The organism is Variovorax sp. PBL-H6 (assembly GCF_901827155.1).
GTDB lineage: Bacteria > Pseudomonadota > Gammaproteobacteria > Burkholderiales > Burkholderiaceae_C > Variovorax.
The window spans coordinates 1389437-1410393 of record NZ_LR594659.1 but is presented as its reverse complement, the minus strand read 5'-3'; the positions used below and the strand labels follow the sequence as shown (position 1 = coordinate 1410393).

Genomic DNA, 20957 nt, shown 5'->3' with positions numbered 1-20957 from the left:
CTGTTTTTTTCACGCTTCTGCCGGAATGGCGATGCGCACGCGATAGGCCTTCTGGTCCATGCCCGCGCTGAACTGCGCCTGCACGTCGTGCAGCAGGTGCAGCCGGTCGCGCACGTTGGCCAGCGCGATGCCATGGCCGCGCGGCAGGGGCTCGTCGGCCCAGCGCAGCGGCGGCAGGCTGTTAATCACTTCGATCACGGCCATGCTGCCGCGGCGCTCGGTGCGGATGCGGATCTTTGCGCCCTCGGGGCTGGGTTCGACGCCATGCTTGACCGCGTTCTCGACCAGCGGCTGCAGCAGCAAGGGCGGCAGGCGCGCGCCGTTGGCCGCCGGATCGATGTCCCAGCGGATGCGCAGCCGCTCGCCGAAGCGCACCTGCTCGATCGCCAGGTAGCGCTCGGCCAGCGCGATCTCGTCGGCCAGGGTGACCGATTCGCCCTCATCGGCCAGGGCGTGGCGAAACAGCTCACTCAAGTCCTCGAGCATGGCCTCGGCCTTGGCCGGCTCCTCTCGCACGAGCGCGATGGCGCTGTTCAACGTATTGAAGAGAAAGTGCGGACGGATGCGCGACTGCAGCTCCTCCAGGCGCGCCGTCATCGCCGCGGGCGTCTGGCCGCGCGCGCGCAGCACCAGCGCGGCCATTACCAGCGCCGCGAACATGGCCCCGGCCAGGGCGCTGGCAATCCACGGCGCGCTTCCCACCACGCCGGTCAGCCGCAACAGGCCGCAGCCATAGACCGCGGCGGCCGCCCCGAGCAGCGCGCCGGCTGCGTACTGCGCCGCGCGCGGCAAGCGGCCCAGCAGCTTCTTGAGCCAGCATGCCGACAACAGCCACAGCAGCGTGGCCGGCAGGGCTCCGCCGGTGACGGTGGCGAGCAGCATCAGCCACTCCGAGGGTGTGGACGCCTGGAACAACGTGGCCGCTGCCACCACCGCCTCGACGAACATGACCGCACGCAGCACCACGCCGATCTGGCAGGCATCGAAGATCGCGGCCCCGGCGCGCGCAGGTCCACGGGTCCGTGCCGGGGACGGCGCCTGAGGGGTGGTCGATAAAATCGATGGGCTGCGCATCAAGCAAAGATCGGGTGCAAACCCATTATTGCCTCCCAACCGGTTCACACCCATGACCCACAACCAACTCGACAAGAAATCCGAAGCCTGGTCGGCCCTGTTCTCCGAACCGATGAGCGACCTGGTGAAGCGCTACACCGCAAGCGTCTTCTTCGACAAGCGGCTGTGGCAGGCCGACATCCAGGGCTCGCTGGCGCATGCGGGCATGCTGGCCGCCCAGGGGGTGATCGGCGCCGAGGATCATGCGGCCATCGAGCGCGGCATGGCGCAAATCCGCGGCGAGATCGAGTCGGGCGCCTTCGACTGGAAGCTCGACCTCGAGGACGTGCACCTGAACATCGAGGCGCGCCTCACGCAGCTGGTCGGCGATGCCGGCAAGCGCCTGCATACCGGCCGCAGCCGCAACGACCAGGTGGCCACCGACGTGCGGCTCTGGCTGCGCGGCGAGATCGACCTGATCAGCGGGCTGCTCGGCGACCTGCAGAAGTCGCTGCTGGCCATCGCCGAGAAGAACGCAGAGGTGATCCTTCCGGGCTTCACCCACCTGCAGGTGGCGCAGCCTGTGAGCTTCGGCCACCACATGCTGGCCTACGTCGAGATGTTCGCGCGGGACGCCGAGCGCATGGCCGACGTGCGAGGCCGCGTCAACCGCCTCCCGCTGGGCGCCGCGGCGCTGGCGGGCACCAGCTATCCGCTGGACCGGGAACTGGTCGCGCGCACGCTGGGCATGGACGGGGTGTGCGAGAACAGCCTGGACGCGGTGAGCGACCGCGACTTCGCGATCGAGTTCGCTGCCGCCGCCTCGCTGGCCATGGTGCACATCAGCCGGCTCAGCGAGGAACTGGTGCTCTGGACCAGCCAGGCCTTCGGTTTCATCGACATCGCCGACCGCTTCTGCACCGGCAGTTCGATCATGCCGCAGAAGAAGAACCCGGACGTGCCCGAACTCGCGCGCGGCAAGACGGGCCGCGTCGTCGGCCACCTGATGGGCCTCATCACGCTGATGAAGGGCCAGCCGCTGGCCTATAACAAGGACAACCAGGAGGACAAGGAGCCGCTGTTCGACACGGTCGACACGCTCAAGGACACGCTGCGCATCTTTGCGGAGATGGTGGGCGGCATCACCGTCAAGTCGGAGGCCATGGAGAAGGCGGCGCTGCGCGGCTACGCCACCGCCACCGACCTGGCCGACTACCTGGTGAAGAAGGGCCTGCCCTTCCGCGACGCGCACGAGACGGTGGCGCATGCCGTGAAGGCCGCGATCTCGCACAAGGTGGACTTGTCGGAGCTGCCTCTGTCGGTGCTGCAGACCTTCCATCCCAAGATCGAGAAGGACGTGTACGACGTGCTGAGCCTGCGTGGCTCGGTGCATGCACGCAACATCCTCGGTGGCACCGCGCCGGCACAGGTCCGCAAGCAGATCGCGCGGCACCGGGCTCGGCTGCAATAACGGTCTCCTCCCGGCAACACCGAGCGGCTCTATGCCAGGGTTTGCCCGTGGTTTTTTGTCAGCTTTGTGGCTATTTGTAAAACTGTAGTGCTAAAGTTTGGCATTGCATTGCAGCAAAGTGCCGGGCAACCTGCGTTACCGAACCCGGCCAGCCAACCCCATTCATGGAACAAGACTCCTGCGTTGTCGTCATCCTGACCTTCAACTCCGCCTCGATCATCCGGGAGACCGTGTCGCAGGCGAAAAAGGCGAGCCCGAACGTCTTCGTGGTCGACTCGCATTCGACGGACAACACGGTCGCCCTCCTCGAGGAGCTGGGCTGCGCCGTGGTGCAGCGGCCCTTCTCCAACTACAGCGACCAGCGCAACTGGGCGATCTCGCAGATCGAGGGGGCCTACGGCTGGCAACTGCACCTGGACGCCGATGAGGTGCTGGACGAGCAGGCCGTCGCAGAGATCCGGGCCTTGCTCGCCGGCACGCCGCGCTTCGATGCCTACATGCTGCGCCGGCGCGACTACTTCATGGGCAAGATGCTGCGCTTCTCGGGCGTCAACCCTTGGCACCTGCGGCTGTTCCGCTCGGGCGCGGGGCGCTGCGAGTCACGGCTCTACGACCAGCACTTCATCAGCAACGCCACGCCGGGGCGCCTCCAGGGTTTCATGCACGACAAGAACTCGGCCCGGCTCACCGACTGGATCGCCAGCCACAACCGCTGGAGCGACGCGGAGGCCAAGGAGAAGCTGGGCCCGCGGCCGGCCGCCGCCAACGTGCTCCAGCCCCGGCTGATGGGGGACGCGCGCGAGCGCACGCGCTTCATCAAGGAGATCTACTACAAGCTGCCGACCGGGCTGCGCTCGCTCAGCTATTTCATGTACCGATACGTCTTCCGGCTTGGCTTCCTGGACGGCACCACCGGCTTCTATTTCGCTTTTTTTCAGGCATTGTGGTTTCGCATGCTGGTCGACGCGAAGATGTACGAACAGCGCACGGCGCAGCCGCCAGTAGCCGAACTGAAGGCCAAGCCCCCCCAACCAATTCCCCCAATGGAGTGATCTCACAGCATGCGGCAATACAACGCTTCCAAGAAAGTCCTGGTCACCGGCGGCGCCGGGTTCCTGGGCAGCCATCTCTGTGACCGGCTCATCGAGCAGGGCCACGATGTCCTGTGCGTCGACAACTTCTTCACGGGCACCAAGCGCAACATCGAGCACCTGCTCGACCATCCACGTTTCGAGCTGATGCGGCACGACGTGACCTTCCCGCTCTATGTGGAGGTCGACGAGATCTTCAACCTGGCTTGCCCCGCATCGCCGGTTCACTACCAGCACGACCCGGTGCAGACCACCAAGACCAGCGTGCACGGCGCGATCAACATGCTGGGGCTTGCCAAACGGGTGCGCGCCAAGATCCTGCAGGCCTCCACCAGCGAGGTCTACGGCGACCCGGAGATCCATCCGCAGGTCGAGGCCTATTGGGGCCGCGTCAACCCGATCGGCATCCGCAGCTGCTATGACGAGGGCAAGCGGTGCGCCGAGACGTTGTTCTTCGACTACCACCGCCAGCACAAGCTGCGCATCAAGGTCGTGCGCATCTTCAACACCTACGGCCCTCGCATGCACATGAACGACGGGCGCGTGGTGTCCAACTTCATCGTGCAGGCGCTCAAGGGCGAGGACATCACCATCTACGGCGACGGCCAGCAGACGCGCAGCTTCTGCTACGTGGACGACCTTGTGGAGGCAATGCTCCGCATGATGGGCACCGGCGACGAGGTGCCGGGCCCGATCAACATCGGCAACCCCGGCGAGTTCTCGATGCTGGAGCTCGCCAACAAGGTGATCGAGCTCACCGGCTCCAAGAGCCAGCTGGTGCGCATGCCGCTGCCCGCGGACGACCCCAAGCAGCGCCGGCCCGACATCACGCTCGCCCAGCAGGAGCTCGGCGGCTGGGAGCCCAGGACCCAGCTCGAGGAAGGCTTGAAGAAGACCATCGCCTATTTCGACAAGGCGCTCTCCGAAACCATCGCAGACTGAACACATGAACGTCACCATCATCGGCACCGGCTACGTCGGCCTCGTCACTGGCGCCTGTCTCGCCGACATCGGCAACAACGTGCTCTGCGTGGACGTCGACAAGCGCAAGATCGACACCCTCAACGCGGGCGGCATCCCGATCTACGAACCGGGCCTCAGCGAACTGGTCGAATCCAACGCGGCGGCCAGACGCCTGAGCTTCTCGACCGACATCGAGGCCTCGGTCGCGCATGGCGAAGTCCAGTTCATCGCCGTGGGCACGCCGCCCGACGAGGACGGGAGCGCCGACTTGCAGTACGTGCTGGCGGCGGCGCGCAACATCGGCAAGTACATGAACGGCTTCAAGGTGGTGGTCGACAAGTCCACCGTGCCGGTGGGCACGGCCGACAAGGTCGCCGCCGTCATCCAGGAGGAGCTCGACAAGCGCGGCCGTCCGGACCTGCGCTTCTCGGTGGTGAGCAACCCCGAGTTCCTGAAGGAAGGCGCCGCGGTCGAGGACTTCATGCGGCCCGACCGCATCGTCATCGGCTACAGCGACGACGAGAACGGCCGCGAGGCCCTGGCGGCCATGCGCAAGCTCTATGCGCCCTTCAACCGCCATCACGAGCGCACCCGCGTGATGGACGTGCGCTCCGCCGAGTTCACCAAGTACGCGGCCAACGCAATGCTCGCCACCCGCATCAGCTTCATGAACGAGCTGGCCAATCTGGCCGATCGCGTGGGTGCCGACATCGAGGCGGTCCGCCAAGGCATCGGCTCCGACCCGCGCATCGGCTATAGCTTTCTCTATGCCGGCACCGGCTACGGCGGCAGCTGCTTCCCGAAGGACATCCAGGCGCTCACGCGCATCGCGCGCGAGAACGGGCAGACACTGCGGGTGCTGGAGTCGGTCGAGGCTGTCAATGACGAGCAGAAGCGCGTGTTGACGCAAAAGGTGCTCGACCGCTTCGGCGCCGACCTCAGCGGCCGCAGCTTCGCGCTGTGGGGCCTGGCCTTCAAACCCAACACCGACGACATGCGCGAGGCTCCGAGCCGCGTGGTGCTCGACACGCTGCTGCGCGCCGGCGCGCGCGTGGTGGCGCACGACCCGATCGCCGTCGACGAGACCAGACGCGTGCTGCAGCTCGACTTCGCGGATGCGCCGGCGCTGCTGGATCGCATCAGCTTTTCCTCGGCCAAGGACCCGCTGGAGGTGCTGGCCGATACCGACGCGCTGATCATCGTGACCGAGTGGAAGGCCTACCGCAGCCCCAACCTCGAGCGGCTCAAGGCGTTGATGAAGTCGCCGGTGATCTTCGATGGCCGCAACCTCTACGAGCCCGGCGTCATGAAGGAGGCGGGCGTCATCTACCAGGGCATCGGGCGCAACAGCCGCTGAAGGCGGCCATACCGGATCGAGGGCACCTCCGGGATGCCTTCGTCAAAGACGCGAGCACCCATGGGAAATGCTCGGAGAAGGCGAATCGCATAGGCCAGGCAGCGTCAACTCGACCGTCAGCCGCCGCGCATGCATTGAACTTGCACTTCGATCTTCGATCCTCCATTCGCGATCGAAAATCAACGCCTGATCCGCGACAATCTCCATTCCGCCCCAGAACACCCATGCACTCCAAGACTTTTTCCATTCTTCCGGTCCTCTTCGCGATTGCCGCGAGTTCCCTTGTCCCCGGCTCCGAAGCCTTTGCGGCCTCTCACGCCGCTCAGCGTGCAACCCAGAAGAAGCCGGCGGCCGCCGCGCCTGCGTCCGCGCCGGCGGCTGGACAGACCGCAGTTGCCGGCGGTGCGCCGGCGCTCCCCGCCAAGTCATGGTTGTTGATGGACTTCGACTCTGGCGAAGTGCTCGCCTCGGCCAACCCCGACGAACCGCTGCCGCCAGCCTCGCTGACCAAGATGATGACCAGCTTCCTGGTCGAACAAGCGCTTCGGTCGGGCAAGCTCAAGAAGGACGATCTGGTATCGGTCAGCCAGAACGCCTGGTGCCGTGGCTCCAGCACCGAGTCATGCATGTACCTGCCGCTGAACAGCCAAGCCACGGTCATCGACATCCTGCGCGGCATCATCGTCCAGTCCGGAAACGACGCGTCCAAGGCAATCGCCGAGCACATGGCCGGCTCCGAAGAGGGCTTCGCCAAGCTCATGAACGCCGAAGCCCAGCGCCTTGGCATGACTCACACGCATTTCGTGAATGCGACGGGTCTGCCCGACCCGGAGCACAAGGCGTCTGCACGGGACCTCGCGATCCTGGCACGCGCGATCATCCGCGACAGCTCCGACTACTACCCGATCTACGCGGAGCGTGAGTTCAAGTTCAACGGCATCAAGCAGGGAAATCGCAATGCCCTGCTCTATACCGATCCAACGGTCGACGGACTGAAGACCGGCCACACCCAGGAGGCGGGCTACTGCCTCGTCACCTCGTCCAAACGCAACGGGATGCGCCTCATCACCGTGATCCTCAACACCAACAGCGCGCAGGCGCGTGCCGACGAGACGCGCGCGCTGCTCGGGTGGGGCTTCGGCAACTTCGAGAAGGCGACGCCCATTCAGCCGAACGCGGTGGTAACGACCGCCAAGGTCAGCTTTGGCAAGGTCGACACTGTTCCTGCGACGCTGCAGTCGCCATGGACGGTGACGGTCCCGCGCGGCCAGCAGGTGCACACCTCGGTGCAGATCAAGCCAGACCTGGAGGCACCGGTGACGAAGGGGACGGTGATCGGCAAGGTGATCGCTGACTCGAACGGCAAGCCCGTCGGGGAAGCGCCGCTGGTCGCGCAGGCCGACGTGGAACGCGCGGGCTTCATGCTTCGCACGTGGCAACGCGCGCTCAAATTGGTCGGCAAGTGAACGACGGCTGCTTCGGGCGGGTGCCGGGGCAATGAGGAAAGCCGACGACAGTCCAGCAAGAAGTCACTCTGGTGCGCACTCCAGCGAGAACAGTGGCAGTTCGGCTTGCCGGCTCAGCCACACGCCGCCGCCCACCTCCTGAAAGTGGCGCGAAAGCCCATGCCGATACACCTCGGCGCTGTGGCGAAAGATGCGTGGGTCCGTCAGGTCTTCATCCACGATGTCGCGCGCGAAGTCCTCGCGCGTCACGGCTTCCACGTACAGGGCGCCCTGGCTCAGCAGGCTGAGGTTGCGCAAGGCGCGCTTCAGATCCGGCGGGCTGAGATAGGGCAGCACGCCCTGGCAGATGACGAAGTCGAAGGGCTTCCCGGCCTGGTAGTCCACCACAGAACCGCGCTCCCATCCGTAGCGCCCGCACAGGTACTCGCTGAACTCCACGCCGTGGTAGCTGGCCAACGGGAACTGCCGCGCGATGATGTCGCGCCACAGCCCGATGCCGCAGCCGACGTCCAGCACTCGCCTCACGGGCACGCGCAGGTATCGCAGGTAGGCGCAGACAAACGCGCCCAGGCGCTCGACGTGCTGGGGGTCGACCACCTTGGTCTTCTTGTCGAAGTAGTAGCGCCGGTAATAGGCTTCGTCGAAGGTGGCGGCACCGGCTGATCGCATATCTGACACTCCTCGTTGTGCCGAATCGTATCGGCAACCGAAGACCGCTCGTGGCACTGCATTTGCCTAGTGCGCCTTCACGCCCCACCGCTGCGCTTGAGCACGCCACGGCGGCATGGCACGATTGTGCAGATGATTCCCAGCCCCGCCGCAACGCAGCACCTGCGCGACCTCGCCCGGCTGCGCCGCGTTCGCGACAGGATCGACCGGGAGTACGCGCAGCCGCTGGACGTCGAGGCGCTCGCCCGCGACGCGAGCATGTCGGCCGGACACCTCAGCCGCCAGTTCCGGCTCGCCTACGGCGAATCGCCGTACAGCTACCTGATGACACGGCGCATCGAGCGTGCGATGGCACTGCTGCGTCGCGGCGACCTCAGCGTTACCGAGGTCTGTTTCGAGGTCGGGTGCTCGTCGCTGGGCACCTTCAGCACCCGCTTCGCCGAGCTGGTCGGCATGCCGCCCAGCACCTATCGGCGCCAACAAGCACTTGCGACCGCGGGGATGCCGTCGTGCGTGGCGAAACAGGTCACACGCCCGATCAGGAATCGAGAAGCGCGAGACACGGAGCCGGAATTAGACTGACCGGCATGGACATCACCATTCACTCCACCTTCCTCCCGCACAACGATCCGGCCGCCTCCCTGGCCTTCTACCGCGACACGCTCGGCTTCGAGGTCCGCAACGATGTCGCGTACGGCGGCATGCACTGGATCACGGTGGGCCCGGCGGGCCAGCCCGGAACGTCCATCGTCCTCTATCCGCCGGCCGCTTCCCCCGGCATCACCGACGACGAGCGCCGCACGATCGCCGAGATGATGGCCAAGGGCACCTACGGGATCATTCTCCTGGCCACCCGAGACCTCGACGGCACCTTCGAGCAGCTGCAGGCCAGCGGCACCGAAGTCGTCCAGGAGCCGACCGAGCAGCCCTATGGCGTTCGCGACTGCGCCTTCCGCGATCCCGCGGGCAACCTGATCCGCCTGCAGGAGCTGCGCTGAGCGACCGGATGAGCAAGGCCACGAAGACGAACAAGACATCGCCCGCACCGCTTCCCGCCGCCGACAGTCACGACTTGATCCGCGTGCACGGCGCGCGCGTGAACAACCTGAAGGACGTCAGCATCGAGATCCCGAAGCGCCGGCTCACGGTGTTCACCGGCATCTCCGGGTCGGGCAAGAGTTCGCTGGTGTTCGGCACCATCGCCGCGGAGTCCCAGCGGCTGATCAACGAGACCTACAGCGTCTTCGTGCAGGGATTCATGCCAGCGCTGGCGCGGCCCGAGGTCGACGTGCTCGAAGGGCTGACGACCGCGATCTTGGTCGACCAGGAACGCATGGGCGCCAACGCGCGTTCGACGGTGGGCACCGCCACCGATGCCAACGCGCTGCTGCGCATTCTTTTCAGCCGGTGCGGCAAGCCGCACATCGGCTCGCCCAACGCGTTCGCCTTCAACGTCCCCTCGGTCCGCGCAAGCGGCGCGATCACCATCGAACGGGGTGCGGGAAAGACCGTGAAGCAGAGCTTCAGCCGCACAGGCGGCATGTGCCCGCGCTGCGAGGGCATGGGCTCGGTCACCGACTTCGACATGGCCGCGCTCTACGATGACAGCAAGTCGCTCAACGAGGGCGCGCTCATCATTCCCGGCTACAGCATGGACGGCTGGTACGGCCGCATCTTCCGCGGCTGCGGCTTCTTCGACCCGGACAAGCCGATACGCAAGTTCAGCAAGGGAGAGCTGCACGACCTGCTCCACAAGGAGGCGACCAAGATCAAGGTCGATGGCGTCAACCTGACGTACCAGGGCGTCATCCCGCAGATTCAGAAGTCGATCCTTTCGAAGGATGTCGATGGACTGCAGCCGCACGTACGCGCCTTCGTGGAGCGGGTGGTGACGTTCAGCACCTGCCCCGACTGCGGCGGCACGCGGCTCAGCGAGGCCGCCCGGTCCTCGAAGATCAAGAAGATCAACATCGCCGATGCGTGCGCAATGCAGATCAGCGACCTGGCCGAGTGGGTGCGCGGCCTCGACGAGCCCTCGGTGGCTCCGCTGCTCGCCGCGCTGGCGCAGACACTCGACTCGTTCGTGGAGATCGGCCTCGGCTATCTCTCGCTCGACCGGCCGTCCGGCACCCTGTCGGGCGGCGAGGCGCAGCGCGTCAAGATGGTCCGTCACCTGGGCTCCGCGCTCACCGACGTCACCTACGTCTTCGACGAGCCCACCACGGGCCTCCACCCGCACGACATCCGGCGAATGAACGAGCTGCTGCTGCGGCTGCGCGACAAGGGCAACACCGTGCTCGTCGTGGAGCACAAGCCGGAGACGATTGCGATCGCCGATCACGTCGTCGACCTCGGCCCCGGCGCGGGAACGGCAGGCGGCAGCGTCTGCTTCGAGGGCAGCGTCGAGGGGCTGCGGGCCAGCGGCACCCTCACCGGCCGGCATTTCGACGACCGGGCCTCCCTCAAGCAGAAGGTGCGCAAGCCGACCGGGGTGCTTCCGATTCGCGGCGCGAAGACGCACAACCTGCGCGACGTGGACGTGGACCTCCCGCTCGGTGTGCTGGTCGTGGTCGCCGGGGTGGCGGGCTCGGGCAAGAGCTCGCTCGTGCACGGATCGATTCCCGCTGGCGCGGGCGTGGTCACCATCGACCAGGCCGCGATTCGCGGCTCGCGGCGCAGCAACCCGGCGACTTACACGGGACTGCTGGACCCGATCCGCTCGGCCTTCGCGAAGGCCAACGGCGTGAAGCCCGCACTGTTCAGTGCGAATTCTGAGGGCGCCTGCCCCAATTGCAACGGTGCCGGCGTCATCTACACCGACCTGGGGGCCATGGCCGGCATCGCCACCCCCTGCGAGGAATGCGAGGGAAAGCGGTTCCAGGCATCGGTACTGGACCACCATCTCGGCGGCCTCGACATCAGCGAGGTGCTCGCGATGCCGGTCTCCGAGGCGAAAGACTTCTTCGGCGCAGGGAAGGCGCGCACGCCGGCCGCGCTTGCCATTCTCGAACGGCTGGCGGATGTGGGCCTGGGCTACCTCAGCCTCGGTCAGCCGATGACCACGCTGTCCGGCGGCGAGCGGCAGCGGCTCAAGCTGGCGACCCACATGGCCGAGAAGGGAGGCATCTACGTGCTCGACGAGCCGACGGCGGGCCTGCACCTGGCCGACGTCGAGCAGTTGCTCGGCCTGCTGGATCGACTGGTCGATTCGGGCAAGTCAGTCATCGTGGTGGAGCACCACCAGGCGGTCATGGCGCATGCGGACTGGATCGTCGACCTCGGGCCGGGCGCCGGCCATGACGGGGGGCGCGTCGTGTTCGAGGGCACGCCGGCCGACCTCGTCGCCGGGCGGTCGACGCTCACCGGCAAGCACCTGGCGGCCTACGTCGGTGGCTGACCGGAGCGCAACCCTCGGTCTTGCGAATACGATCGAAGCCCCTCTCTTGCGTTGCTTGTATTCCATGTCTGTGATGAACGCTGCTCCCGCCGCCAGGGCAGCTCGCCGCGTGCTGCTGCCAATCGCACTCATGGTCGCGGCGTGCGCCTCGCAGGCTCAATCCAACGGCTCCGAGGCGGCCCCCTCCCCTGCCCACCTCGCGGCACAGGCACGCTGGCGGGCCGAGCTCTCGGCCTTCGACGCCGCCGACCGGCAGCAGTGGCCCAGCGAGGGCGGCGTCGTCTTCGTCGGCAGCTCCACGATCCGCTTCTGGACCCGGCTGGCGCAAGACTTCCCGCAGCTGCCGGTGGTCATCAACCGCGGCTTCGGCGGCTCGACCATGGCGGACTGCAGCTTCTTCGCACGCGAACTCGTGCTGCGCTACAAGCCTCGGCACGTGCTGGTCTATGCGGGCGACAACGACCTGGCCGAGGGCCGCACGCCGATCGAGGTGCTGGAGAGCTTCGCCCAGTTCGCCAACTCCGTGCGCGCCGAGCTGCCGGATGCGCGCATCAGCTATATCTCCATCAAGCCCAGCCCCTCGCGCGAGAAGCTGCTGCCGCGCATGCGTGAGACCAACGACATCGTTGCCGCCTACCTGCGGCGCCTGCCGAACAGCGACTACATCGATGTCTTCACGCCCATGCTGGGCGGGGACGGCCGGCCGCGCGCCGAACTGTTCCTGCGCGACCAGCTGCACCTGAACGACGAGGGCTACCGCCTTTGGCGCTCGGTCATCGGCGCGCAGCTGGCGCGGCCGGCGGATCGGGCCGAGCTGTCGATCGCGCCGGCATCGCGGTAGCCGCCGCCCGGCTGCGCCGCCTTCCGTCCCACCACAGCGTCGCCTGCGCTACGCCGTAGAGCCATGCGAATACCACGACCAGCAGCAGCACATCGCCCCACCACGGCCGCACCGTCTGGCTGTCGCCGTAGAAGGCCAGGACCAGCAGCACCGCCACGAGGTGTGCGCAGAACACCGGCAGCGAGGCCGAGCCCATGGCTTCCAGCGCATGCAGGCGCGGGAGGCGCCGCATCAGTGAAGGCCCGAAGTGCACGGTGACGATCCCCAGGACCACCAGGTTGACGATGCGAAGCGGGCCGAGCTGCCACTTGTCGAACAGCAGGTTCATCGCCTCGTCGCCGCCAAAGGGCGCCTGGCCGTTGATGCCGTGGTGCCGCCACCAGAGCCCGTAGAGCGCCGCCCCCACTGCGAGTGCCACCAGCCACTTCGGGAAGCGAATGGGCTCGGCATCGGGCGCGTGCCGGCTGGCGCCTAGCCACAGCCCCGCGAACCACAGGAACTGCCAGGCAAAGGCATTGAACGCGCCCATCTCGCGGAACGGCACCGGCAGATGCAGGTATTGCACCGCCAGCCCGTACAGCCATTCGCTGAATTCGAACTGGGCCAGCCCCCACAACGCGGCACTCGCCACCATCACGACCGTCCAGCCGTGGCGCAGCGCGAAGGCAAGCACCCATGGGCTCATCAGCATGAAGAAGATGTACATCGGCAGGATGTCGAGCAGCGCGGGCTCGTACACCAGCAGCAGCGAGTAGCCGAAGCCCTCGATCGGGTTCGTGAGATAGAAGGCCAGCAGGTTCTTCACCGCAGGCTGGTCGATGCGCAGCCCGACTCGGGTGATGACGGTGAACAGGAACAGCAGCGTCGCCGCCTGCGCCAGGTAGACCTTGAGCGCACGCCGCCAGAAGGCGCGGCGCATGGCGTCGACGCCCTGGCGGTCGCTGATTCGGGTGTAGACCAGGCCGGCGACGAAGGCCGAGAGCAGCACGAAGCCCTCGGCCGCCGAGACGAAGCCGAAGGGCTGCCCCAGCGGATCGGTGAACCGCGTGGGCAGGTGCGTGAAGGTCATCAGCACGAGCATGAGCCCGCGCAGTGCGTCGATTTCCCAGTAGCGCTTCATCGGAGCTCGGCACCGGGCATGGACAGCGGAGCTGTCCCAGGACGGGCGATCACGGCGGGTGTTTCGGTACTACGCCAGCTTGCGGATGGCGTCGATCACGACCTCGCTGTAGTTCCTCCAGGTGTAGGTGGCCGCGTGCTGCACGGCCGCCTCGCTCATGGCCGGGAGTTCCTGCCGGTTCTGGTTGAACCAGGCGAGCTTCTCCGCGATCTTTTCGGGCGAGCGGATCGGCACCAGGAAGCCGGTCTTGCCCTCGATCACCAGGTCGTCCCCGCCGGTGTTGGGCGTGATCACGATCGGCAGGCCCTGGCTCATCGCCTCCTGCATGACCAGCGCGCGTCCTTCGTAGAGCGAAGGCAGGCAGAACACGTCGCAGCTGCGCATCAGGGCCAGCACCTCGGCATGGGGGCGCCCCTTCTCGTGCGTGAAGTCGGCGTACTGGCCGCGATAGAAGGCGGGCTCATTCAGCAGCGAGCCCATGACGACCAGCTCGATGTTCTCGCCCTTGAGCAGGTGCATGGCCTGGAACAGGTCGCCCAGTCCCTTGCGCTGGCCCATCGAGCCGACGAAGAGCACGCGCAGCGGCTTCGAGGGGTCGACCGTCTTGCGCGAGGCCACGGCCGCCGGCAGTGGAGAGCCGAAAGGCGAGAGCACCCGCGTCTTTTGCCCGGCCCAGGCCGGCAGAGAATCAGCGACGAAGCGGCTGGGCACCACCACCAGGTCGGCCAATTCGAGCTCGCGCGCCTTGCGTTCGAGCTTGGCGGGCGAATCGGACATGCCGCCGCCCATCGCCTCGACCCAGGCGGGCAGACGCTCCACCTCTTCTTCCATCAGCTTGCGGCCCACCTCCCAGTAGGAAATCGGCAGGTCGTACACGCATTTCAAGCCCAGGCCCTTGGCGGCCTTGAAGGTGTCGAGGGCGGAGTCTTCATAGGTGTAGACGGCGCCGAGGCCGAGGCGCTCGTGCAGCCGGGGCAGAGCGCGGGCGCTGAAGCGGTCGAAGTCCTGCAGCACGCCGTCGATGGAAGCGAAGCCCTTCTCGTGCCGCAGCCAGTAGTTCCAGCCGGCACGGGAGCAGACGGCCCGCGCCAGTTCGCGCCAGGGGTGTTGCAGGATCTTCTCGCGCGGGATGTTGAAGCGGCGCCGCAGCAGGTCGCGACTCAGCCCCTGGGGCACGAGCTTCAGGGCGACATTGTCCGGCTCCACGGCCACCGTGGTCGCGAAACGAGCGAGCATGCCGGCGGCCTCCAGTCCGTCGAGCATGGCGCGCACGTTCTGGTTGCCTGCGGGATGGCTGAACAGCAGTTTCATATCGATCGATCATAGTGGACGCCTATGGCACCAAGGAGTTGCGATACGCTGCGCTCCCAAAGGAGAAGCTGTTGAAAACGAGAACAATGACGCGGTCCTTCGCTGCCATCGCGCTGAGCCTGTGCGCCCTTGGCGCCCATGCGCTGCAGATCGCCAGCCTCACGCCGCAAGGTGAAGTCGCTCGGATCCGCCAGGTAGTTGCCAAGTTCGACCAGACAGCCGTCAACTTCGGGGATCCCAAGGCGCCCGCGCCGCTGGCGGTGAGCTGCAGCGATGCGCAGGCCGGCAAGGGCACCGGCCGCTGGACCGGCGATAAGCAGTGGGTCTGGGACTTCGAGAACGACCTGCCACCGGGCGTGCGCTGCACGGTCACCCGGATCGCGAGCTTCAAGTCGGCCACGGGCGCCGAGCTGACCGGGCCCGAGCGCTACCAGTTCTCCAGCGGCGGCCCGTTCGTGCGGAGCTGGCAGCCCAGCTACGGCAAGATCGACGAAGAGCAGCAGTTCATGCTCGAGCTCAACGGCCCGGCGACGCTGGAGAGCGTGCGTGCCAACATCGGGTGCCAGGCCGACGGCGTGGGCGAGCGCATTCCGGTCCGGCTAGTCGAAGGCGTGCAGCGCCAGGCCTTGCTGAAGGCCTTTGGCCGCGACAAGGAGGCCGAGAAGACGCCGCTGCGCTTCGTCACGCTGCAGTGCAACCGGCGACTGAGCCCGGGCGGGCGCCTGCAGCTGGTCTATGGCAAGGGCGTGGCCACGCCCTCCGGCGTGGCCAATGCGGTCGAGCGACGCCTGAACTTCGAAGTGCGCGAGCCATTCGCCGTCTCTTTCAGCTGCGAGCGCGAGAACGCGCAGTCGGCCTGCCTGCCGCTCAAGCCACTGGTGCTTCAGTTCAATTCGCCGGTGGCGCGCAAACTGGCGACGCAGATCACGCTGCAGGGCGGCGGCAAGACCATCAAGCCGAAGTTCGACGGCGAGAACACCTCGCAGGACGAGGACGCGGTGGTCGATTCGGCGAGCTTCCCGCCGCCATTTGCCGAGCAGACGCCCTTCACGATCACGCTGCCGGCCGGGTTCCAGGACGCATCGGGCCGCGCGCTGGCGTCGCCCGACAGCTTTCCGCTGAAGGTGGCGACCGGCGCCATGCCGCCGCTGGCCAAGTTCGCTGCTTCTCCGTTCGGCGTGGTGGAGCGCCTGGCCGAGCCGGGCGGCACGGCGCTGATGCCCGTCACGGTGCGGCGCGTCGAGCCGGCATTGCAGGTACAGGCGCTGACGCCCGGCAAGGTGAGCGACATGAAACCGAGCACCGACGCGGACATCATTGCCTGGTTCCGCAAGGTTCGGCGCTACGACAGCAACTACGTGATCTCGCGCACGCAGGCGGCGCGAGACGTAGAGGGCGCGCTGCCGAAGATCATCGACAAGGACGATCGCGAGAACGTCCAGACCCGCATGGTCTCGCTGCTCGGCGGCCGGTCCGGCGTGAAGACGCTCGACATGCCCAAGGCCGAAAGCGGGGACCCACGCCCCTTCGAGGTGATCGGCATCCCGCTCACGCCCGGCTTCCATGTGCTGGAGATCGCATCGCAGAAGCTGGGCGACACGCTGCTCGACGAGCGCTACGGTGCGGGCCGAACCATGTACGTGCGCACCACGGCGCTCGCCACCAACCTCGCGGTGCACTTCAAGCTGGGCCGCGAGAACGCGCTCGCCTGGGTCACCACGCTCGACAAGGGCATGGTGGTTGCCAACGCGGCGGTGCGCGTCTCGGACTGCAACGGCAGGGAGATCGGTGGCGGCACCACCGATGCGCGCGGGCTGGTGCGGCTCGCCGGCATCCCGCCCACGCCACCCAGCTGCTCCAGCGAGGAGGACTACAACAGCGACGCGTACTTCGTGAGCGCCCGCGCCAAGGACGAGGCCGGCGTGGAAGATCTCGCCTTCACCTGGAGCGACTGGCAGCGCGGCATCGAGCCCTGGCGCTTCAACGTGCCCACGAGCCTGGAGCCCGAGCCCGACCGCGTGGCACACACGGTGTTCGACCGCACGCTGCTGCGGGCCGGCGAGACCGTGTCGATGAAGCACCTGATCCGGACACAGACGAGCGAGGGCTTCGGTTTGCCGAAGAGCCTCCCCGACACGCTGGTCGTGACGCATGTGGGCAGCGGGCAGCAGTTCACCCAACCGCTCGCCTGGCGCAGGACGGCGACCGGCGGGCGGAGTGGCGAGAACACCTTTGCGATCCCGCCGGCGGCCAAGCTGGGGCTCTACCAGGTCGAGCTGCGCAAAGGCAGCGGCACCAACGCCACGGACAGCGAAGACGGCGGCGAGCGCAGCTACGGTACCGGCCAGTTCCGCGTCGAGGAGTTCCGACTGCCGGTGCTCGAGGGCCGGATCGCCCCGGCCGAAAAGAAGCCGCTGGTGGCCGCGACCTCGCTGCCCACCGACGTGCAGGTCAACTATGTGGCCGGCGGCGGCGCGGTCAACCTGCCGGTGCGGGTGTCGGCGGCGGTGCGGACCAAGAGTCTTTCTTTCGCAGACTTCGACAGTTTCAGCTTCGTGCCGCCGCGCCAGGATGGGCTGTCGGCAGGCGATGCCGAGGAATCGGATTCGGCGTCGCAGGAGCTGCGCGTCGTGGCCGACAAGGTGCCGCTCACGCTCGACAAGACCGGCGCCGGCAAGCTCACCATCGACAAGATCCCGCTGGCCAAGGCGGCGCCGCGCGAGCTGCTGCTCGAAGCCACCTATGCCGATCCCAACGGCGAGGTGCAGACGCTGCGCAGCGTGCAGACGCTCTGGCCCGCGGCCGTGATCGCCGGTATCAAGACCGAGGGCTGGGTCTCGACCGGCCAGAAACTGAAGTTCCAGGCGCTGGCCCTGGACCTCGCGGGCAAGCCGCAGGAAGGCGTGACGCTCAACGTGCGCGCCATCGCGCGCATCACCACCACCAGCCGCAAGCGCATGGTCGGCGGCTTCTACACCTACGACAACAAGACCGATGCAAAGGAGATCGGCACCGTCTGCAGCGGCAAGAGCGATGCGCGTGGCCTGCTGCTGTGCGAGGCCGAGCTCAAGGAGGCCGGCCAGGTCGAGCTGATCGCGAGCGCCACCGATGCCGAAGGGCGCGACAGCCGCGCCGCCAGCTCGGTCTACGTCACGCGCCAGGGCGAGCTCTGGTTCGGCGGCGAGGACCATGACCGCATCGACGTGCTGCCCGAAAAGAAGAACTACCAGCCCGGCGAGACCGCCCGCTTCCAGGTGCGCAGCCCCTTCCGCTTCGCGACGGCGCTGGTGTCGGTCGAGCGCGAGGGCGTGATCGAGACGCAGGTCGTCCGTCTCGACGGCAAGGACCCGACGGTCACGCTGCAGGTCAAGCCTGAATGGGGACCCAACGCGTACGTGAGCGTGCTCGCACTGCGCGGGCGGCTGCGCGAGGTGCCGTGGTACAGCTTCTTCACCTGGGGCTTCAAGGCGCCGCGCGAATGGTGGACCGCCTTCTGGTACGAGGGCAAGGAATACGTGGCGCCCACCGCCTTGGTCGACCTGAGCAAGCCGGCCTACCGGCTCGGGCTGGCCGAAATCCGCGTGGGTACGCAGGCCCATCAGCTCGACGTGAAAGTGGCGAGCGACAAGCCCAGCTACCCGGTCCGCGGCAAGGCGCTGGTCACGATCTCGGCTCGGCTGCCCGACGGCAAGCCCGCCGCAGGCGCCGAGGTGGCACTGGCCGCGGTCGACCAGGCCCTGCTGGAGCTGATGCCCAACGACAGCTGGAAGCTGCTCGAGGCGATGCTGCAGCGGCGCAGCTGGGGCGTCTCTACTTCTACCGCGCAGATGGAAATCGTGGGGCGGCGTCACTACGGCCGCAAGGCGGTGCCGGCCGGCGGTGGCGGCGGCAAGGGCCAGACCCGCGAGCTGCTCGACACCCTGCTGCTGTGGAACCCGGCAGTGGTGCTCGACGCCAACGGCCAGGCCCAGGTGACGGTGCCGCTCAACGATGCGCTGACGACTTTCAGGGTCGTCGCCGTGGCGGATGCAGGCACCGGGCTCTTCGGCACCGGCCAGGCGTCGATCCAGGCCACGCAGGATCTGCAGATCATCAGCGGCCTGCCGCCGCTGGTGCGCGAGGACGACCAGTTCCGCGCCCAGATCACGCTGCGCAATACCACGCAGAAGGTGATGAAGGTGGAGGCGGCGCCGCGCGCCACCCTGCTGACGCTCGAGCCGCAGACGGTCGACATCCCGGCCGGCGAGGCTCGCGAGCTGAGCTGGACGGTCACCGCTCCAGCCCAGCTGGCGCAGACGCGCGCCGAGGCGCTCCTGTGGGAGATCGAGGCCAAGGACCAGATCGGCGGTGCGCGCGACGCGCTCAAGGTGCGCCAGCGCATCGTGCCCGCGGTGCCACTCACGGTCCAGCAGGCCACGCTGGTGCAGCTCGACGGGCCATTCACGCTCGACATCGCGCCGCCGGCCGACGCCCTGCCCGGCCGCGGAGGGCTCAAGCTCTCGCTGCAGCCGCGGCTGGCCGAGGGACTGACGGGCGTGCGGGACTGGTTCGCCGCCTACCCCTACGCTTGCCTCGAGCAGAAGACGAGCAAGTCCATCGGCCTGCGCGACGGCAAGGCCTGGCAGGCCGTGGTCGCGCAACTGCCCGGCTACCTGGACGGCGACGGCCTGGCCAACTACTTCCCGCCACGCGACGGCGAGGCCAACCGCGGCAGCGACATCCTGACGGCTTACCTGCTCGCCGCGGCCCACGAGGCGGCCGCGCTCGATCCCGCTTTCGCGCTGCCCGACGCGGCGCGCGCGCCGATGGAACAGGGGTTGATCGCTTTCGTCGAAGGCCGCATCCAACGCGAGTTCTGGAGCCCGCGCAAGGACCTGGACGTGCGCAAGCTCGCGGCACTGGAAGCGCTCTCGCGCTACGGCAAGGTGCAGGGCCGCATGATCGGCAGCATCGCCATCGTGCCCAACCAGTGGCCGACCAGCGCGGTGGTCGACTGGCTCAACATCCTCAAGCGCGTGCCCGACCTGCCGCAGCGGCAGCAGCGGATCGAGGAGGCGAACAACGTGCTGAAGTCCCGCCTGAGTTATCAGGGCACCAAGCTGATCTTCAGCACCGAGCGCGACGACTACTGGTGGTGGCTGATGGCCAGCGGCGACGTCAACACCGCGCGCCTGCTGCTGGCGGTGCTGGACGATCCCGCCTGGAGGGAAGACATCGGCCAGCTCGCCAGCGGCTTCATCGGACGCCAGCAGAAAGGCGCCTGGCACACGACGACGGCCAATCTGTGGGGTGGCCTCGCGCTCGAGAAGTTCTCCAGGCAGTTCGAGAACACGCCGGTGACCGGCATCACTGCGGCCAACCTCGGCGATGCCAAGGCGCAAGTCGATTGGAGCAAGGTCGAGCGCGTCAAGGCCAGCGACCCGGCGGGTGCGCTGAACCAGACGACTGCCTTCGGCGCTCCGGCTGCCCCGGGCAACCTGCGCAACAACGGCATGTTCCTCCCCTGGCCGGCGGACGCACCAGCAACGCGCGACAGCCTGCTGGTCACGCAGAGCGGCAGTGGCAAGCCGTGGCTCACCCTGCAGTCCGTCGCGGCAGTCCAGCGCAAGGCGCCCTTTTCCGCCGGCTATGCGATCAGGAAGACTGTGACGCCCGTGGAGCAGTCGGTCAAAGGCGTCTACACGCGCGGGGACGTGCTGCGCGTGAGCCTGGAGGTGAATGCCAGCGCGGACATGACGTGGGTCGCGATCACCGATCCGGTCCCGGGCGGCGCCACGATCCTCGGCAGCGGCCTGGGCCGTGATTCCCAGATCGCAACGCAGGGCGAGAAGCGTTCGGGCTCCGGCTCGCCGGTCTTCGAAGAACGCAGCTTCGAGGCCTTTCGCAGCTATTACGAATACCTGCCCAAGGGCGTGGTGAAGATGGAGTACACGGTGCGGTTGAACAACGTCGGCGAATTCGCCCTGCCGCCCAGCCGGGTCGAGGCCCTCTATGCCCCGGAGATGTTCGGCGAGCTGCCCAACGAGCGGCTGAAGGTCCAGCCAGCCAGGTAGCTCATGGGCTGCGGCCCAGCAGGGCACGCACCCAGGCGGGAGAACGAGGCTGATGCTTGTTTGGGCCTAAACTGGCGCCTCGTTCGAACGCTGGTTTCGCCCACGCCTTTCCGGCAGTAAATGCAAAATGCTGCGCGCTTCGGTCCAAATGGATCGGTTTACAGC

14 protein-coding genes are annotated in these 20957 nt (G+C 67.3%); 10 read left to right on the top strand and 4 right to left on the bottom strand.

Features of this window, described 5'->3' with window-relative positions:
- Window positions 1-9: 9 nt before the first annotated feature.
- Entirely contained in the window at window positions 10-1074 is a 1065-nt protein-coding gene (locus G3W89_RS06660; protein WP_162573351.1) for a sensor histidine kinase, read from the bottom strand.
- 52 nt (window positions 1075-1126) lie between these two features.
- Here G3W89_RS06660 and argH point away from each other — a divergent pair, with 52 nt between their 5' ends.
- From argH to G3W89_RS06635, 5 genes are all read left to right on the top strand, one after another.
- Entirely contained in the window at window positions 1127-2524 is a 1398-nt protein-coding gene (gene argH, locus G3W89_RS06655; RefSeq protein WP_162573350.1) for an argininosuccinate lyase, read from the top strand.
- A gap of 164 nt (window positions 2525-2688) precedes the next feature.
- On the top strand, window positions 2689-3576 hold the full coding sequence (locus G3W89_RS06650) for a glycosyltransferase family 2 protein (RefSeq protein ID WP_162573349.1): 888 nt from the start codon (window positions 2689-2691) through the stop codon (window positions 3574-3576).
- 9 nt (window positions 3577-3585) lie between these two features.
- On the top strand, window positions 3586-4557 hold the full coding sequence (locus G3W89_RS06645) for a UDP-glucuronic acid decarboxylase family protein (RefSeq protein ID WP_162573348.1): 972 nt from the start codon (window positions 3586-3588) through the stop codon (window positions 4555-4557).
- Window positions 4558-4561: 4 nt separating this feature from the next.
- Window positions 4562-5935: a UDP-glucose dehydrogenase family protein gene (locus G3W89_RS06640; RefSeq protein WP_162573347.1), complete on the top strand. Its 1374-nt coding sequence runs from the start codon at window positions 4562-4564 to the stop codon at window positions 5933-5935.
- Between the two features lie 224 nt (window positions 5936-6159).
- Entirely contained in the window at window positions 6160-7401 is a 1242-nt protein-coding gene (locus G3W89_RS06635) for a D-alanyl-D-alanine carboxypeptidase family protein (RefSeq protein ID WP_162573346.1), read from the top strand.
- Window positions 7402-7464: 63 nt separating this feature from the next.
- Here G3W89_RS06635 and G3W89_RS06630 read toward each other — a convergent pair whose 3' ends face one another.
- On the bottom strand, window positions 7465-8070 hold the full coding sequence (locus G3W89_RS06630) for a class I SAM-dependent methyltransferase (protein ID WP_162573345.1): 606 nt from the start codon (window positions 8068-8070) through the stop codon (window positions 7465-7467).
- Window positions 8071-8202: 132 nt separating this feature from the next.
- Between G3W89_RS06630 and G3W89_RS06625 the strand changes: the two genes are divergently transcribed.
- The 4 genes from G3W89_RS06625 (at window position 8203) to G3W89_RS06610 (ending at window position 12308) form a co-directional block, all read left to right on the top strand.
- Complete coding sequence (locus G3W89_RS06625; RefSeq protein WP_162573344.1) at window positions 8203-8652, top strand: helix-turn-helix transcriptional regulator; 450 nt, start codon at window positions 8203-8205, stop codon at window positions 8650-8652.
- A gap of 5 nt (window positions 8653-8657) precedes the next feature.
- On the top strand, window positions 8658-9068 hold the full coding sequence (locus G3W89_RS06620; protein WP_174258238.1) for a VOC family protein: 411 nt from the start codon (window positions 8658-8660) through the stop codon (window positions 9066-9068).
- 8 nt (window positions 9069-9076) lie between these two features.
- Window positions 9077-11467 (top strand): ATP-binding cassette domain-containing protein, encoded by a 2391-nt coding sequence (locus tag G3W89_RS06615; protein WP_162573343.1) that lies wholly within the window; start codon window positions 9077-9079, stop codon window positions 11465-11467.
- A gap of 73 nt (window positions 11468-11540) precedes the next feature.
- Window positions 11541-12308: an SGNH/GDSL hydrolase family protein gene (locus G3W89_RS06610; RefSeq protein WP_162573342.1), complete on the top strand. Its 768-nt coding sequence runs from the start codon at window positions 11541-11543 to the stop codon at window positions 12306-12308.
- On the opposite strand, the gene opgC is transcribed toward G3W89_RS06610, so the two are convergent.
- Entirely contained in the window at window positions 12241-13428 is a 1188-nt protein-coding gene (opgC, locus tag G3W89_RS06605; RefSeq protein ID WP_162573341.1) for an OpgC domain-containing protein, read from the bottom strand. The genes G3W89_RS06610 and opgC overlap by 68 nt on opposite strands.
- 69 nt (window positions 13429-13497) lie before the next feature.
- A complete protein-coding gene (locus G3W89_RS06600; RefSeq protein ID WP_162573340.1) occupies window positions 13498-14739 on the bottom strand; it encodes a glycosyltransferase family 4 protein in 1242 nt (413 codons plus the stop codon).
- Between the two features lie 86 nt (window positions 14740-14825).
- On the opposite strand from G3W89_RS06600, the gene G3W89_RS06595 reads away from it, so the two are divergent.
- Window positions 14826-20792 (top strand): alpha-2-macroglobulin family protein, encoded by a 5967-nt coding sequence (locus G3W89_RS06595; RefSeq protein WP_162577356.1) that lies wholly within the window; start codon window positions 14826-14828, stop codon window positions 20790-20792.
- Window positions 20793-20957: the final 165 nt, after the last annotated feature.

Bases quoted from the DNA above. Each gene is read 5' to 3' on its own strand.
- G3W89_RS06660 (WP_162573351.1), bottom strand. From the start codon at position 1,074: ATGCGCAGCCCATCGATTTTATCGACCACCCCTCAGGCGCCGTCCCCG.
- argH (WP_162573350.1), top strand. From the start codon at position 1,127: ATGACCCACAACCAACTCGACAAGAAATCCGAAGCCTGGTCGGCCCTG.
- G3W89_RS06650 (WP_162573349.1), top strand. From the start codon at position 2,689: ATGGAACAAGACTCCTGCGTTGTCGTCATCCTGACCTTCAACTCCGCC.
- G3W89_RS06645 (WP_162573348.1), top strand. From the start codon at position 3,586: ATGCGGCAATACAACGCTTCCAAGAAAGTCCTGGTCACCGGCGGCGCC.
- G3W89_RS06640 (WP_162573347.1), top strand. From the start codon at position 4,562: ATGAACGTCACCATCATCGGCACCGGCTACGTCGGCCTCGTCACTGGC.
- G3W89_RS06635 (WP_162573346.1), top strand. From the start codon at position 6,160: ATGCACTCCAAGACTTTTTCCATTCTTCCGGTCCTCTTCGCGATTGCC.
- G3W89_RS06630 (WP_162573345.1), bottom strand. From the start codon at position 8,070: ATGCGATCAGCCGGTGCCGCCACCTTCGACGAAGCCTATTACCGGCGC.
- G3W89_RS06625 (WP_162573344.1), top strand. From the start codon at position 8,203: ATGATTCCCAGCCCCGCCGCAACGCAGCACCTGCGCGACCTCGCCCGG.
- G3W89_RS06620 (WP_174258238.1), top strand. From the start codon at position 8,658: ATGGACATCACCATTCACTCCACCTTCCTCCCGCACAACGATCCGGCC.
- G3W89_RS06615 (WP_162573343.1), top strand. From the start codon at position 9,077: ATGAGCAAGGCCACGAAGACGAACAAGACATCGCCCGCACCGCTTCCC.
- G3W89_RS06610 (WP_162573342.1), top strand. From the start codon at position 11,541: ATGAACGCTGCTCCCGCCGCCAGGGCAGCTCGCCGCGTGCTGCTGCCA.
- opgC (WP_162573341.1), bottom strand. From the start codon at position 13,428: ATGAAGCGCTACTGGGAAATCGACGCACTGCGCGGGCTCATGCTCGTG.
- G3W89_RS06600 (WP_162573340.1), bottom strand. From the start codon at position 14,739: ATGAAACTGCTGTTCAGCCATCCCGCAGGCAACCAGAACGTGCGCGCC.
- G3W89_RS06595 (WP_162577356.1), top strand. From the start codon at position 14,826: ATGACGCGGTCCTTCGCTGCCATCGCGCTGAGCCTGTGCGCCCTTGGC.